Source organism: Frischella sp. Ac48, assembly GCF_019641635.1.
Lineage (GTDB): Bacteria > Pseudomonadota > Gammaproteobacteria > Enterobacterales > Orbaceae > Frischella > Frischella japonica.
Genome location: NZ_JAETXP010000017.1, coordinates 21,846 through 38,557 on the forward strand (window position 1 = coordinate 21,846; position 16,712 = coordinate 38,557).

Below are 16,712 nucleotides of genomic sequence, written 5' to 3' on the forward strand. Positions count from 1 at the left end.
ACATTAAGAAAAATCATAACAAAAAATAGTACAAAAAGAGAAGTTAACATTAGTTTTTCTTCACGTCTCTAACAATTCCAATCAGAACTACACTTTTGCCGATAAAACTTAGTTATTATGGTGATTTGTCATTAATAATATTTGGTCTAATTTTATTATTTTATTAGTTTGCCGCTTTTTTACCATCTAATAAGATGATGTTTGCAATATTATATAAAACAAAGAAAAAAGAAGATATCTAACTATATTTTATACATTACTAGAATGAGTGAAAAACAGCTGTTGTAATTTTTTACGGTCTATTTTTCCAACGCTTGTCATCGGTAGTTCGTCGATAAAAATGATTTTTTTGGGCATCTGATAACGGGCTATTTTTGATTTAAGCCAGTCCTGTATTTTAGTTTCGGATTGTTCGGTATTAGGATTTAAAACAATAAAGGCGACCAATCTTTGCCCGAATTCTTCATCCGGCACACTTATCACTGTTACATCATTAATTTCCGGATGAGTTGATAAGCAGTGTTCAAGTTCATATGGATAAACATTTTCACCACCTGAAACAATCATATCATCAACTCGACCTGCTAAAAAGTAATAACCGTCAGCATCTTGATAGACTAAATCTCCTGTTGAAACCCAATAGTTGCCTACAGTTGACCAAGCACATTTAATAAACAGCTCATGGTGTTTTTGTGATGCATTGTTTTGCTTCTGTAATTTAGTTGATAATCCTCTCAGCGGTTTACCAATGGTTTCAGGTTTGATAGAGAGATCATCGGGCGAGGCAATCATGCAAACACCTGCTTCTGATGTGCCATACAAATTGAATAATATCTTTCCAAGCGTAGCAATGACTTGATCAACTAATATTGCTGTAATTGGCGCTCCTCCAGTAATAATACATTTTAAACTAGTGAGTTGATGTTTAGAGCATTTCAACATCCTATTTAACATTAAAGGAACAAGTGTGACCACTTCTATTTGGTTACTCGCAATTAACCTACATGCTTTTTGACTATCAAATTTTTTTGTTAAAAACATTGTTGCACCTAATAACACAGCAATACATAAACTTGCCATGCCAAACCCATGATAAATAGGCGTTGCAATATAGATTTTTTGATAACGGAAAAGATTTAGTTTCACCAGTAGTTGACAAAATGGGCTAATAAAATTTTGTGCCTTACTATCGCGTGCTGCTAATTTAAAACGGCCTGTTGTGCCACTTGTTAAAACTGTAATTTTTGAGAAGTGGGTCGTTTTAATTTTTACATCAATTGTCGAGGTTGAAGCTAATAGAGAGTGAATTGACATAAGGCTTTCATGATAAATGGGTAAGCTTTTTACATTTGATAAACACGCTATTTCTGGATCGTGAATTATCCAGTCAAAACCGACATTTTCGTGAATGGACTTAAGTTGATTTGTCGACAGTTCAGTATTGATAAGATAAACATCAACGCCTAATCTTGTCATTGCAAATAAAGTGTGAACTAAGAGTAGGTGGTTGTGCGCTATAATAGCGACTTTTTGATGACGCTTTATTTTAAAATTAATCGCTAATTGTTTGGCAAGGTGCTGAGATTGATTAAAAAGGGTACGATAATCAGTGCCAGTGCCGTTCTCATCGATAGCAATTTGGTTAGGAGAAAGTTTTTGACGAACATAAAGCAACGCCATTAAATTGGTACCAACAATATGAACGCTATTTAATAAGTGCCAAATGCCTAATAAAGTTAATAATTTCTTTTTATACAGCGCTTTAATAAGTTTTATCATAGCTTTTTCTTCAAAAAATAACGGTTCAATTTAACCCAAATATTATTAAAAAATAATGAGGCAAGTTGAACTATAATGGTCCACCATGGTTTATATTGATGTTTTTTTGTTTGTAATAAACGGCAAATTATGGCTGCAGCTTCATCAGCTTGCAAGGCAGGAAATCTCTTATATATCTTAGTAGGTTCAATCATTCGTGTTTTAACAAGAGGTAAATAAGCTGTTGAAACATTTATTTTCTGATTTTCCAATTCTGGCCTTGCACAGTTTAACCATTGGTCAAAGGCCGTTTTTGAGGCTTGATAAGCAGCCCAATTAGCCATTGGGGCTAAAAGTACGTTTATGGCGGAAACATTAATAATTTGCCCTTGATTACGCTGTAAATGGGGAATTAACGCCAAGCAGAGTTTGACCGGTGCATAATAATTTAACTTCATCGTTCTATCAAAATCATGCATACGTGATAATGATTGCAGTATTGGTCGACAAATTGATTTGCCAGCATTATTGATTAAGATATCAACAGAGTATCGCTGTAAATTAGTCATTAAATTATCCAATTGTTCCGATTCGCGCAAATCAACCGAAAATATATCAATCTTAGCTTTTTTGTGAGCTAATGACTGCTGTATATTTATCAATTTATCATGTGTTCTAGCAACTAAAATAAGATGGCATTGAATATTGGCTAAAAGATTAACCAGACTTTCACCAATTCCATAGCTAGCGCCGGTAATGACAATCACTTTATTTTCTAATTGGCGATTTAATTTTGAATAATTAGGCTTAACGATTGGAAAGAGTACACAATTGAGAAGATTTGAGGAGTTGAACATTTTTGTACTGCCGGTAAACAATTGCGCATAGTATAAGGTAAACATTCAATCAGTCAACAAGTTAATGTTTTTTAAAATAAGTTGATTTTAAAGTTTATATCTAAATAAAAAACAGCCCTTCCTTAAGAAACTTGAAATTATTGTATTGATCTCTAATTGTCAGTATTTCAAGCTTGTTTCTTACTAGCTTGCTTGTCTCCTATTTAATGAAAAAAGAAACGCTAATTTTATTGTTAGAAATAAATGAATTTTTTAATAAGGTATTAAATTTATAAAAAGATAATATTTTTGGGTATAACCGTGCTGAAAAAATCCCTAACACTGATAGGTTTTTGATATCTATATTCGATACCACCAACTATACCTATCAAGTTAAGGATATTACCGCATATACATTCTAGCTTCTAAAAGTCCTGCCAAATTACTATTATATCAAAACTTAGAAAATGCGCTTCTATTATGTATTTGAACACCAATTCCCAAAAACACCAGCGAAAGCTAGTTTTTTGTATCTAAATTTTCTTATTATAATTTTTTCATCTTGTTTGACTAGTCAACAAAATTCATTAGAAATCAAACTTCAAAATTATTATAATCCAGCTCATGATTTAAAAACGTGATAGGTAAAATTGATCTGAATCACAGCTCCACACATCTCTTGAACAGAAACTTGGTCTATTAAAATGTATTTATAATTTTAAAAATCGTGAATTGACCGAGTTATAAAGTAAACTCACCAAAAAAAGGAGATTATTAATAATCCCCTTGTTCATTTTTTAGGATGCAATATTATAACAATTAGCCCCAAAAATTAGTGAGTTACTGAGGTTAATTTTTACAATATAAAAAAAGCATTTTAGTCATTTTAATAAAAAACACATATGTTTATTTCTAAACTATCTAAGACTTTGCTCATAGATATTTATATCGCTAATAACCTTTTTTTGCGTATCTTTATCCCAAGTTTTAAGTATTGTTATGAGAGCTTTACTTTGCTCTATTTCTCCATCTTGATTTTCACTTAATATATAGACTTTGGCGGTCGTCTTAATTCGTTTTTGATAACGATCTAAAAATAGACATAGTTTTTCTTTTAATTCTTTATCTTGTTCTTTTGATGGAGTAATTTTCCATTTTTTTAATATTGCGTCTGTTTGTCTACCATCTAACTTATTTTGATTTTTATTTTCATATTCCTTTAAAGACATTTCTTGATAACCTATAAACTTACTTGGTGCAAATATCCAATTTCCTAATTCATCCTTATGGGCAAACCAATTTGTAAATTGACCTAAAGCATTAACTAGATCATTTTTTCCATTTTTTTTATTTAATTCAATTTGAAATTTCTTTATATTTTCGATAACTTGGTTAATATTAGTAGTTAATAACATTTTATATCTCCTTTGTTTAATAATTTAACTCATTCGATTCATGAATCGAATGCATTGTATGAAATGAATGCTATTAGGTCAAGTTTTAATTTAAGAATATTTAATTTAATTCTGAGAGATATTTGATAAATTAAAAAAATCAAATCATTAAAGATAAGAAAACAGATACATTTCTCTATCTCAAATTTGCTAACTCAACACCTCTAATACTTAAGCGGTATCTTAGATTCCATGTTCGATCGACACCAATCAGCAAATTTTATGACCTGGTTTTAGCTACCTTCAGTAAACAGATTAAAATTTTTGTAAGCAATCCCACAAAATAATATAATATTGTTTACATGGTTTAATTTATATCAAAACTGCAACAAAAAATGACTGATATCATCATTTAGAAAAGGACAAACAACTTCTCCCCCCTAGTTGTAACAATGAGATTGCACTTTATTCATAACATCATTCCGTTTTTGATATGGGTATATAATGGGCTTGATAATAGCTTAAACATCAAAGTATTAAGTGGCGTAAATGCCAATCAAATAGCAGAAAATTATTTCTGCAATTTTGCAAGCAAAATAAAGAAGGAACAACAAAAAACTCATACACTAGAACAGTTATCTGTTTTTATCCGTTATCTTACTAACCCCCTGATTTTAAAAAAGGGATTAACAAAACCGCAATGTTTAAGCGACGAAGATTTCAGTCCAGAATTTGAGAGAGACAAGAAAAAAATATCCAAAAAAATAACAAAAATGATTAAAAATTAGCTTTAAATTTAGAGATGATAGTAAAATTTATCAAGACCAGCCTCTAATATTAATTATTTTTGTTGATTAGGATTCAATTATTTGCCTTTGTTTCCTTGGTTTTTATCATAAGTTTATTTGTTTATTGTGTCCCTTTATTTTTGTTTTTCATATCTGCTGGATGATTTGCTTTCTTATTCATCTTTATACTTCTTTCTGATTATTTTTTAATTAATAAAACTTGATATATTTTCTATGAAATCAGAATAACTATAACATCATATTAAGGGACTTTATGGGACAAATAAGAATTATACCAATTAAATTTTTTCAAAAAATCTAAATAAGACATCAAATATAAAGCGAAATTGATTATCTTAATTTAAATACCGTCTTCTCACTATTTTTTACAGCAGGAAATTGCTAGTAAGAAATAAAATTTATTCTGATTTTAAAAAGGTTATTTATCTTTTTTATTTATGTTTCATGTTTCTTAGATAATTCCATCTTTAATAAAATTGTAAATCGATTTATTTATTTATCATTGTGCATTAAAATGGCGAATTACTATCCAGAATAACATATGAGAAAGTGATGATGGGATATGATATTGATATACTCAGTATAATATTAAGTTTGATTGCTATAATAATGGCTTGTAATGTATTCACCAACTTATCTTACTTAAAAAAGCAAATTAACCAGATACAAACGCAATTAACCGAGTTAAATAAGAAAATTTACCCATCTGAGATAAGTGAAAAAAAAGAGATTACGGATACAGCGGAAATAGCAAATACGGCGATTCCTGAACCCAAAATTAGCAGTGAATCAATAGTCCACACACCGATAGAATTAGAAGATAACTCGCTTCAAACCAATACTGACAATCAGCCAATCATTGGAAAAACACCATCATTGTCATTAAAAGAATCTGAAATTATCAACTCATTAAATGATGAAATTCCCCCTAAACAGCAATCTATGCATCAACAGGGTTTTAATTCCCAAGAAAAACAAGAACCTGATTTTATTAACTATTTTATTACATGGCTGTTTAAAGGTAATGTTGTAGCCAAAGTCGCCATTATCATATTGTTCTTCGGTCTATCTTATCTGTTTAAATATAGTATTGATCATGGATTATTGTCACCAGAGATTCGTATATTAGGCGCTTTTGTTTTAGGAATTGTACTATTAACTTTTGGTTGGCGTTTACGTCAAAAGAAACAACTTTACGCATTAATATTACAGGGAGGCGCTATTGGTGATTTATATCTAACCATATACGCTGCTTTCAAACTTTATCAACTCATTCCTTCAACATTCGCCTATATTTTACTGCTCGTCATATGTGGAACGAGTGTTTTATTTGCGGTATTACAACGAGCAATCAGTTTAGCTATTCTGGCTAGTGTTGGTGGCTATCTTGCACCCATTTTATTATCCACAAATTCCGGTAACCATATAGCCCTATTTAGTTATTATTTAATGATTTCTAGTAGCTTTCTCATCATCGCCCACTGGCAATCATGGCGAATACTAAATTTAATTGGTTTTGCCTTTACCTGTATAGTATCTTTAATATGGGGTTATAATAACTTTCGTCCAGAATTTTATGCCGAATGTCAGTTTTTTATTTTAGCTAATATGTTGATCTATGGTGTTTTAGCAGTATTACTGTCTGTTCGCTATGCAAATAAAGAATCCAATCAAAACATTATCGATCTAATCTTACTGATAGGTACACCGCTACTGGCTTTCTTATTACAATATGCCATTACTAAACAATGGGAATTTGGTCCAGCATTTTCAGCGCTTGGGTTTGGGTTATTTTATCTTACTGGCTCTTACATTATATTACGCCGTTATCCACTATTTACCAAAACAGTATCCTTATACGGACTAGCAATCGGTCTTTCATTTAGCAATCTGACCGTTGCACTGGCATTTGATCCTCAATGGATAGCTTTGATTTGGTTATTTGAAGGTTCTGCATTAAGTTGGGCTATGCTTACACAAAAACAGCCCCGTTTAGCGTGGTGTGGTGCCTTAATTACATTGTTAGGTTTCTTTTCTGGAAGTATATACCTTTCTTCTTATTTAGAGAACAGCCCCTATATTATCGCTTTTGGTTGTATAAGCATCTATATGTTGTTTAATGCATGTTTATGGCATTATTATCAACCGTTAGACTTTTCAACCAAGATAATAAAATTATTATTTATAACCCTTGCCGGCATAACGTGGATTATCTGGATTGTAAGCAGTATTATGAGAATAAACGAAATAACCGCAAAACTGCAAGCGATTACTTTATGTTTTATGATTTCGACATGGTTATGGTATATCATCGGTCAGAAAATTAACTGGCGTATTCTCAATAATGCGGTTATCATCCTTTGGCCTATTCTCTTCATTTCACGCCTAACAATCATTCGTTTTATTTTCGATGACACGGTATTAAACAGCAGTCTTTGGTATTTATTCTGGCCAATCGCCTTCTTAAATGCATATTTTTATTTATATCTTTCAGTAAAACGCCATATTGTATTGCCAAAATGGCTTTTATTGGCATTACATATCAGTCTATTTTGGATAACGTTGGATTGGTTATTCGATGGAATAGAATTATTGTTTATTTTATTACCAATGGGATTAGCAACGGTTGAGTTTAGCGTATTACTGGCAACCAATAGTAGTATTGTTTTATTATTCTACATGTTAGTTAAACGACGTATTATTACAACACCGTATCTTGCTAAAACCTATTGGTTAATTGGTTTAACTCCGATAATTCTATATTTAGTCTATCAGTTATTAATCGGTATATTTATGAACGGAAAAATTAATAATTGGTACTATATACCATTTATTAATCCACTGGAGATAAGCGCAATATTTGCCTTAATGATGCTCGGTGTCTGGTTAAAATTAGCTGAAAACCATTTGCGAATAAATAGCCAATCAACCAACATGGCGAACTTAAGTGCATCATTACCAAATATCATTTTAATATTATTAACTTTGCTCACTTTTTTATGGGCAAATAGTCTGGTATTAAGGTGCTTAAGTCAGTGGTTCAATATTGATTGGTCATTTTATTTTTTATGGCATTCAAATATTGTTCAAGCAACATTGTCATTGATTTGGACATTAATTGCCGTCGCATTAGTAACTACTGGCCACCGTTATTCAAACCGGAAACTATGGTACACCGGTGTCTTCATCCAATTAGTTGTGGTGATTAAATTAATATTTGTAGATAGTGTTGAACTCGATGGATTGTTACGTGCATTTGCTTTTATTGGCGTGGCGTTATTAATGTTATTAATAGGTTATTTGGCTCCGGTGCCTCCAAAAATAAAACAGCTATCTAATGAGGAATAAATAAATTATGAAAAAACGATTAATGTATGCATTACTATTGTTTAGTGGATTAACTCAAGCTGAAGATACGCTAGATAATTATCTCTTTGGTGCCATAATTGAAACCGCCAATGAGACAAGCATGTATAGTCGTATTGATATCCCTGAAGATGTGTATATTCACACATCATCTACACATTTAGATGATGTGCGAATATTTAACAACAAAAAGCAACCGGTTCCTTTCGCGTTAGCCAATCAGTACGAACAAAAAGAAAGCATCCAAACGTTTCCTGTGATCATTTACGCTCTGGACCAACAACCCAAAAAACCCCAAAATAGCTCGCAAGATTCATTAGATGTTGATCAATATCATGTTAATATTAATAGCAAAGATATTCAGATTAATGTTGATAAAAAGAAGGGTAAAAATATATTCACAGCCAATTATTTATTGCAAATTCCAGATAACATCAAATTAGAGTCTGGCGCTATCCGTCAACTAACGCTTGATTTTGATGATAACGAAAATCCTAATTGGCAAGCGAAAGCAAAATTGCTTTACAGTTATGATTTAAACAATTGGCAAATAGCTAGTAGTAACATCCCTTTAATGTCATTAACTGACCAGAATAATCATCAATCCCTCAAAGTACACACGATTGATATCCCCGCACAAAGTAACGACCAGATACGTTATTGGCTTATTACTTTAACTTCAGATCAGTATATAATTCCGACAATTAAACAGATTGAATTTACATCGAAAATCAGAATTCCTCAACAAGTTCAATATCCGCTTAAGTTCGATTTAATTGCATCCGATCATGAAGAAGCTATTTATCAACTACCTTCACCACAGCCGGTAAATGAAATTACTATTGAATTACAAAGTTCGCGTACCATTTTACCGCTCAGCATCTTTTATAAAGCTACCGATAGTGATAAAGATAAATCGTGGCATAAACTTAATGACTATATAATCCGTCGTAATGGTGATCAAGATGAACCACAAAAAATCATCTTACACGATGCGAATATAACAATGAAACAATTAAAAATAAAAGCTATCAATGCTAGTTTTACGACTGCACCTAACATTATCGCTTATCGTAATCGTATCAATCTAATCTTCAATAGTGGTGACAATGGACCATTTACTTTAGCTTGGGGCTCAACACAAGCAACCCGTGTAGCATTACCTCAACGTGTATTAGTTCCCGAAACACAATCAATAGCAGATTTACCAGAAGCACATATTGGTAAAATCTTCAAACTTGCTGGTAAAACTGGCATAGAATCACAAAACGATAAAAGTACAATGCTTAATTGGGTAATTTGGCTGTGTTTAATTGCCGGTGCTGCTTTTTTAGTTATATTAGGATTTAAACTATTTACCGAAATCAAAAAATCACCGCAATAATTCGCCACAACTGTAATCACATTTATCGAGATTAATTGATGAATGTGATTCACCTTTCTTTTACTATTATCACGAGAACGAATAGTATATTTGGCAATATCATATTTATTCAGCGTATTTACATGCTGATGTTGATAAACTACACGATCACTAAAACACTTAGTCGTTAATATTTCGCATACGATGATAGATTTTCATTTAACTCTGATGCTATTTAAATAATTTATTAGAATAAACAATTAATTATAGATAATTGTCTTTATCATACTCACCTAAGTAATCAAAATATTAACTGTTTTTGCGAACTTACTAATAGGCTGTTTTTTCTATTTTTATATTAAAGATAAGTTGTTAAGTGCTAGGTTAACTGCTGGGCGTCGGTTTGCAACACTCATTCTTATCCATATTGCTTAAAAAATTCGTAGAGATTATTTTGTGCGTCAAAAAATAAAAATAGCTATAAAATTAGACAAAATTTGCGATAATAAAAAAGAGAAAGGGATATAACGTCAATGGAGATAGTGCTTAATGATAATAATTAAAGAGCAATCGAATTTTGGTTTTTTAGCTGAACACGATCCACTGTTTGTCGAATTAGCGTGTACAGCAGAGCGAGCATTTAGCAGTGATCCTAATACCACATTAATAAAATTACGGCAATTAGCTGAAGCAATGGCACAACATATTGCTGCCAAGGCTGGTATTGAATTTAATGAACGCACTTCTCAGTCTGATTTGTTGTATAAGATTAGTAATGAACTCAAATTGGAACCCATTATCCGTAATCTTTTTCATACATTACGTATTGAAGGGAATAAAGCTACTCATCAATTTAAAACCAAGCACAAAGAAGCAAAAGATGGACTTTTAGTTGCTTACAAATTAGCGATATGGTTTCACCAATCTTTTAGTCAAGCTGGTGTGCAATTTAAACCAGGACCTTTCAAACCACTTGCTGATCCTAGCGAGCACTTGCGCAGTTTACAGTCAGAAATCAGTAAACTTAAAATAGAACTAGAACAAGCCAATATTGAACTCAATTCCAGTCAACAATTTAATGAATTACTCGCTAAAGAAAAGACTGAATTTGAAACGTTAGCGTTAAAAATGGATGAAGAGGCGCGATCCTTATCTCAACAGGCCCAAGAAAATGAGGCAATGTTACTCAAACAACAGAAAGAATATGAAATAAAGATTAAGGATTTACAACAAGCACTTGCTCTACAAGATGTAAAAGCTCAAAAAGTATCTCGTAATACAATAAGTAAGAAAGCTAAAAAAGCAAGTCAACAAATAGAATTAAGCGAAGAACTCACACGAATTTTAATTGATATGCAGCTTATTGAAGCGGGTTGGCAAGCTGACACCGAACAGTTAAATTATAAAAAGGGTACTCGCCCAGAAAAAAATAAATATTTAGCCATTGCCGAATGGCCGACAGAACATAAAGGCGAAAAAGGATCGGCTGATTATGTTTTATTTGCGGGATTAACACCAATTGCAGTTGTTGAAGCTAAGAAAAAGAATAAAAATGTTTCCGGAAAAATCGGTCAAGCTGAACGTTATAGTAAAGGCTTCCAAGTATTACCACCATTGATTGGTGCATGGGAACTTGAAAAAAGAACGATTGCTTGGCCTGATGAATCAGATTGCCACTACAAAATTCCTTTTGTTTATTCTTGTAATGGTCGTCCATACATTAAGCAATTAGCTGAACAGTCAGGAACATGGTTTCGTGATGTTCGTGATGGCGCCAATTTAAAGCGTCCTTTATTATCTTTTCATTCACCACAAGGACTCTTAGATCTACTTAATCGTAGTCGAGAAAACGCTGAACAACAACTAAAACAAGAACCATTTGCCTATTTGCAATTAAGGGATTATCAAGAAAAAGCAATTGTTGCGACAGAAAATACCCTTTCCAAGGGGATACGAACCGCTTTACTTGCGATGGCAACAGGAACAGGTAAAACTCGCACAATTATAGGATTGATGTACCGCTTTTTAAAAACTGAACGATTTAAACGAATTCTATTTTTAGTCGATCGTACCGCTTTAGGAAAACAAGCAATAGATTCCTTCAATGAAGCGCCATTAGAACAAAACCTTACTTTATCTAAAATTTATAACTTAGCCGAGCTTGGTTCTATGGCTACTGAAGCTGAAACACGAATACAAGTGGCAACCGTGCAAGCAATGGTCAACCGCATTTTTATGAGCGATAATCCACCTTTAATCGATCAGTTTGATTGTATTATAATTGACGAGGCGCACCGTGGTTATACATTAGATCAAGAAATGACAGAAGGTGAGATGGCAATACGTGACGCCACGCAATATTTATCAAGTTACCGTCGAGTATTAGATTATTTTGATGCGGTAAAAATTGCGCTAACGGCAACACCCGCAAAACATACTAGCGATATTTTTGGTAAACCAGTCTATATTTATTCCTATCGAGAAGCGGTAGCGGATGATTGGTTAATCGATCATGAACCACCAATACGTTACCAAACTTTATTAACACAAAATGGGATTACGTTTACCAAAGGTGAAAAAGTCAGTGCCATCAATACGCAAACCGGTGAAGTTGAAACCGCTGAATTAGAAGATGAGCTTAATTTTGAAGTCGACGCGTTTAATCGTCGGGTTATAAATGAAAACTTTAACCGAGTAATTTGCGAACAATTGGTGAATGAACTCGATCCGTTTGGTGAAGAAAAAACATTAATCTTCTGTGCTACCGATCTGCATGCAGATATGGTTAAACGCTTATTAGATGATGCATTTAAGAATCTCTATAATGGTGAATATAATCAAGCTGCTGTCGCTAAGATTACCGGGCAGAGCGATAAAGTTAATCAATTAATCAAACAATTTAAAAATGAACGCTATCCCAATATAGCTATCACTGTTGATTTATTAACAACGGGTATTGATGTGCCTAAGATTTGTAATTTAGTCTTTATGCGCCGAGTCAAATCCCGTATCTTATATGAACAAATGATTGGTCGCGCAACAAGACGATGTGATAGCATAGGTAAAACGGTATTTCGAATATATGATCCGGTTGATATTTATGCCGCACTAAAAGACGTTAATACTATGCAACCGTTAGTTAAAGATCCTAATATCCCCCTTGAACAATTAATTGAGGAACTAAGTGATCCTAGATTATTAGCTAAAGCATTACAAACACCAGGCGATATGGCGGGTGAAACTTATGCTGATGTAATTTTAAATCAATTAAATCAAAAATTAATGCGAATCTTGCGTAAGGCAGAGCAAAAAGCAGAAAATAAACCTGAATTAAGACAAAAGTTAGATGAATTACAAACCTTATGGGATGTTGAACCGAAAAAACTACATAATTATTTACATGAAATTGGTCCTGAATCTGCTGCGAATTTTATCAAACAACATCATGGGTTAATTAATCAATTAAATGAAGTCAATCGATTGCTTGGTAGTGAACGTTTACCACTCATTTCTCAACATGAAGATCATCTTCGAGAACGCTCGCAAAGTTATGGCTCTCACCAAAAACCCGAGGATTATTTAGACAGTTTTAATCATTTCATTCATAATCAATTAAATGAAAGTGCTGCGTTGTCTGTGGTTGTTAACCGCCCACGTGATTTAACCCGTGCGCAATTGAAAGAAGTTAAACTGTTATTGGATGGTGCAGGTTATTCCGAAGCTAATTTACGCACTGCCGTACGCAATCAAACTAATCAAGATATTGCAGCGAGTATTATTGGTTATATCCGACGTGCTGCCTTGGGCGAACCATTAATTCCTTTTGAACAACGTGTTAAACAAGCCATGCAACAAATCTACCAAAGCCATAGTTGGACACCGGCTCAACGCAATTGGTTAGATCGTTTAGCCAAACAAATTATCTTTGAGATCGTTATTGATAAAGAATTTATTAATCAACGCTTTACTGATAGTGGTGGTGCTAAGCAGCTTGATAAAATATTGGGCAATCAACTTGATACGGTATTAGATGAATTAAGCGAGGCTATTTGGTCAGCACTTACCGCATAATATAGCAAAGTCACTTGAAGTTGCTAAAATATACATTTACTCTAATTCATAATGGCGATGAAAATACTGGTCTTGCCTATTAAGTATACGAGTATAAACTTGGGATAAAAAATGACTAATAACAATATTGTACAAAAACTGTGGAATTTATGTGATGTATTGCGTGATGATGGTATTAACTATTCAGATTATGTAACTGAATTAGTACTTTTATTATTTATTAAAATGGTACATGAAAATACCGAAGCAGGGATTTTGCAAAAACATCCTTTACCTGTTGGGTGTCGTTGGACTAATCTCAATGATAAATCAGGTATTACCCTATTAAATGATTATAAAGCCATGTTATTAGCCTTATCAACAGGTAAGCGTCAAGAAATCGATCCTGAAAATCCAGAACAATACATTGAAGTGACAGTACATAATGACCCATTAATAAGCGCCATTTATGCCGATGCACAAACTCGATTACGAGAACCACGCCATTTAGCACAACTGATCAAAACATTAGATCAAATTGATTGGTTTAGTATTCAAAAGGATGGGCTGGGCGATCTTTATGAAGGATTATTAGAAAAAAATGCCAATGAAACAAAATCCGGTGCTGGTCAGTATTTTACGCCAAGGCCACTGATTAATTGTATGGTGCGGTGTATTAAACCACAAATAAAACATATCATCCAAGATCCTGCTGTCGGAACGGCAGGATTTCTTGTCGCAGCAGATCAGTATTTACGGCAACAAACCAACGATTATTATGATCTTGATGCTAAAGATGCTGATTTTCAAAAAAACGAAGCGTTTATTGGTGTTGAATTAGTACCAAATACTCGTCGACTTGCCTTAATGAATTGTTTATTACACGGTATAGAAGGCGGTAATGATGGTGCAATTTTATTAGGCAATTCACTTGGTCAAGTTGGGCAAGACCTAAAACCTGCGGATATTATTCTCGCTAATCCACCATTTGGTACCAGTAAAGGTGGCGATGCCAGTATTACTCGTAAAGATTTAACTTATGAGACCACCAACAAGCAATTAGCTTTTTTACAACATATTTACCGTAATTTAAAACCCGGTGGTCGCGCTGCCGTGGTATTGCCTGATAATGTATTGTTTGAAGCGGGTAAAGGGACTGATATTCGTCGCGATTTAATGAATAAATGTAATTTACATACAATACTACGCTTACCGACCGGGATTTTTTATGCCCAAGGTGTAAAAACAAATGTGCTATTTTTCACTAAGGGCTCAGTAACAGACGAACTGCAACAAGAAAACTGTACGCAAAATGTTTGGGTTTATGATTTACGTACCAACATGCCTAGCTTTGGTAAACGTACACCATTCACTGAGCAATATTTACAATCATTTGAAACCGTTTATGGTATCAATCCCGACGGCACCAGCCCAAGACAGGAAGGTGAATGGTCATTCAGTTCAGACGGTATCGAAGCAGACTCGTCAGCCAGTCAAGAAAACATAGAAGTTAATGATCAACTAGCGCAATCAAGATGGCGCTGTTTTAGCCGCGATTGGATTGCTGACATAAAACAGGATTCACTCGATATCAGTTGGTTAAAAGATAAAAATAGTGTGGATGCAACCAAACTCCCAGAACCAGCCATACTCGCCAAGCAAGCTAAAGATGAGTTAATAGTTGCTTTGGATAAGTTGGAGAGTTTGTTGAGTGCTTTGGGAGGGGGTATATAACAATGGATTTATTAGAAACGAATTGGGCTAATATAACTTTAGAAAAACTTTTCACACATATTATCGGTGGTGATTGGGGAAAAGACGAAAGTTATGAGGATGATGATTACAAGATGGTTTCTTGTATACGAGGATCCGAATTCAAAAACTGGAAAAATGATTATGGTTCAACCGCAGTCAGAAGAAAGATAAAATTATCAAGTTTAATGTCTCGTTGTTTAAATAATAATGATATTTTACTCGAAATATCAGGTGGCGGACCAGATCAGCCTGTTGGTCGAACCGTGCTTATCACTCAATCTATTATTAATAACTTCCCTTACCCCGCGGTTTGTACTAATTTCTTACGTTTAATGAGACCAGTAAAGAATATTAGTGCTACATATCTGAATTATTATCTTAATAAATTTTATTTATCTGGGGAGGTAACCAATTATCAAGGAGGAAGTAATAATCTTCGTAATCTTAAGTTCAAAGAATATTCAAAGATTAACATTCCAATTCCCTCAATAAATGAACAAAAAATCATAGCTGAAAAACTTGATTTATTACTAGCCCAAGTACAAGAAACAAAATCACGCCTTGAACAAATTCCCGAACTTCTAAAACAGTTTCGGCAGTCAGTGTTATCGGATGCTTGTTTTTGCGAGTTTTCTACAAATTCTGATAAGTATCAATTTTGGAAAAAAAGCTCGTTGAAAGAACTTACTACCAAAATTGGTTCGGGTTCTACCCCTAAAGGTGGTAATAATGTATATAAAAATAAAGGGATACCATTAGTTAGATCAATGAATATTTATTCAAATTATATTAAATATGATGATTTAGCATATATTGATGATGAACAAGCTAAAAAATTAGCTAATGTTGAAATACAACCTGATGATATACTTTTGAATATAACTGGAGCATCTATAGGTAGAGTAAACATAGCTCCACAATTATTTGTTGGAGGTAGAGTTAATCAACATGTTTCTATCATAAGATGTAAAAAACAAAAATTACTCCCTAAATTTTTACAGATATATCTGGCATCTCCAGAAATCCAAAAATGGATAGTGAAAGAAAATTATGGCGCAACGAGACAAGCCCTAACTAAATCAATGATTGAAAGACTTATTATTAGCTACCCCTCAATACAAGAACAAAACGAAATCGTCCGTCGTGTAGAACAATTATTTGCCTATGCTGATAAAATTGAACAACAGGTTAATACAGCTTTAGAAAAAGTGAATCATTTACCTCAATCAATTTTAGCCAAAGCGTTTCGTGGTGAATTAACCGCCCAATGGCGCACTAAAAATCCTGATTTAATTACGGGTGAAAATTCAGCTGCATCCTTACTTGAAAAAATTCAAGTTGAACGCGAACAAAACAATAAAAACAAAAAGAAAAAATAATC

Annotated in this window: 9 protein-coding genes; 6 read left to right on the forward strand and 3 right to left on the reverse strand. The window is 33.2% G+C overall.

Features of this window, described 5'->3' with window-relative positions; translation table 11 throughout:
• Nucleotides 1–249 precede the first annotated feature (249 nt).
• From JMI89_RS11170 to JMI89_RS11180, 3 genes are all read right to left on the reverse strand, one after another.
• Entirely contained in the window at nt 250–1,779 is a 1,530-nt protein-coding gene (locus tag JMI89_RS11170) for an AMP-binding protein (RefSeq protein WP_220680093.1), read from the reverse strand.
• Entirely contained in the window at nt 1,776–2,615 is an 840-nt protein-coding gene (locus JMI89_RS11175) for an SDR family NAD(P)-dependent oxidoreductase (RefSeq protein ID WP_220680094.1), read from the reverse strand. The genes JMI89_RS11170 and JMI89_RS11175 overlap by 4 nt, the downstream gene beginning before the upstream one ends.
• A gap of 896 nt (nt 2,616–3,511) precedes the next feature.
• Nucleotides 3,512–4,009 (reverse strand): hypothetical protein, encoded by a 498-nt coding sequence (locus JMI89_RS11180; RefSeq protein WP_220680095.1) that lies wholly within the window; start codon nt 4,007–4,009, stop codon nt 3,512–3,514.
• Between the two features lie 431 nt (nt 4,010–4,440).
• Here JMI89_RS11180 and JMI89_RS11185 point away from each other — a divergent pair, with 431 nt between their 5' ends.
• From JMI89_RS11185 to JMI89_RS11210, 6 genes are all read left to right on the forward strand, one after another.
• Nucleotides 4,441–4,776: a hypothetical protein gene (locus JMI89_RS11185; RefSeq protein ID WP_220680096.1), complete on the forward strand. Its 336-nt coding sequence runs from the start codon at nt 4,441–4,443 to the stop codon at nt 4,774–4,776.
• A 573-nt stretch (nt 4,777–5,349) separates the two neighbouring features.
• The gene (locus JMI89_RS11190) at nt 5,350–8,145 is read left to right on the forward strand and encodes a DUF2339 domain-containing protein (RefSeq protein ID WP_220680097.1); all 2,796 of its coding nucleotides are present in this window, start codon (nt 5,350–5,352) and stop codon (nt 8,143–8,145) included.
• A 7-nt stretch (nt 8,146–8,152) separates the two neighbouring features.
• Complete coding sequence (locus JMI89_RS11195; protein ID WP_220680098.1) at nt 8,153–9,547, forward strand: DUF3999 family protein; 1,395 nt, start codon at nt 8,153–8,155, stop codon at nt 9,545–9,547.
• A 528-nt stretch (nt 9,548–10,075) separates the two neighbouring features.
• Nucleotides 10,076–13,597, forward strand: coding sequence for a type I restriction-modification system endonuclease (hsdR, locus tag JMI89_RS11200; RefSeq protein WP_220680099.1), 3,522 nt, complete (start codon nt 10,076–10,078; stop codon nt 13,595–13,597).
• A gap of 111 nt (nt 13,598–13,708) precedes the next feature.
• Nucleotides 13,709–15,310 (forward strand): N-6 DNA methylase, encoded by a 1,602-nt coding sequence (locus tag JMI89_RS11205; protein WP_220680100.1) that lies wholly within the window; start codon nt 13,709–13,711, stop codon nt 15,308–15,310.
• A gap of 2 nt (nt 15,311–15,312) precedes the next feature.
• The gene (locus JMI89_RS11210; protein WP_220680101.1) at nt 15,313–16,710 is read left to right on the forward strand and encodes a restriction endonuclease subunit S; all 1,398 of its coding nucleotides are present in this window, start codon (nt 15,313–15,315) and stop codon (nt 16,708–16,710) included.
• Nucleotides 16,711–16,712: the final 2 nt, after the last annotated feature.

Coding starts and splice junctions, on each gene's coding strand:
- JMI89_RS11205 (WP_220680100.1), top strand. CDS start 13,709: ATGACTAATAACAATATTGTACAAAAACTGTGGAATTTATGTGATGTA.
- JMI89_RS11185 (WP_220680096.1), top strand. CDS start 4,441: ATGAGATTGCACTTTATTCATAACATCATTCCGTTTTTGATATGGGTA.
- JMI89_RS11210 (WP_220680101.1), top strand. CDS start 15,313: ATGGATTTATTAGAAACGAATTGGGCTAATATAACTTTAGAAAAACTT.
- hsdR (WP_220680099.1), top strand. CDS start 10,076: ATGATAATAATTAAAGAGCAATCGAATTTTGGTTTTTTAGCTGAACAC.
- JMI89_RS11170 (WP_220680093.1), bottom strand. CDS start 1,779: ATGATAAAACTTATTAAAGCGCTGTATAAAAAGAAATTATTAACTTTA.
- JMI89_RS11190 (WP_220680097.1), top strand. CDS start 5,350: ATGATGGGATATGATATTGATATACTCAGTATAATATTAAGTTTGATT.
- JMI89_RS11180 (WP_220680095.1), bottom strand. CDS start 4,009: ATGTTATTAACTACTAATATTAACCAAGTTATCGAAAATATAAAGAAA.
- JMI89_RS11195 (WP_220680098.1), top strand. CDS start 8,153: ATGAAAAAACGATTAATGTATGCATTACTATTGTTTAGTGGATTAACT.
- JMI89_RS11175 (WP_220680094.1), bottom strand. CDS start 2,615: ATGTTCAACTCCTCAAATCTTCTCAATTGTGTACTCTTTCCAATCGTT.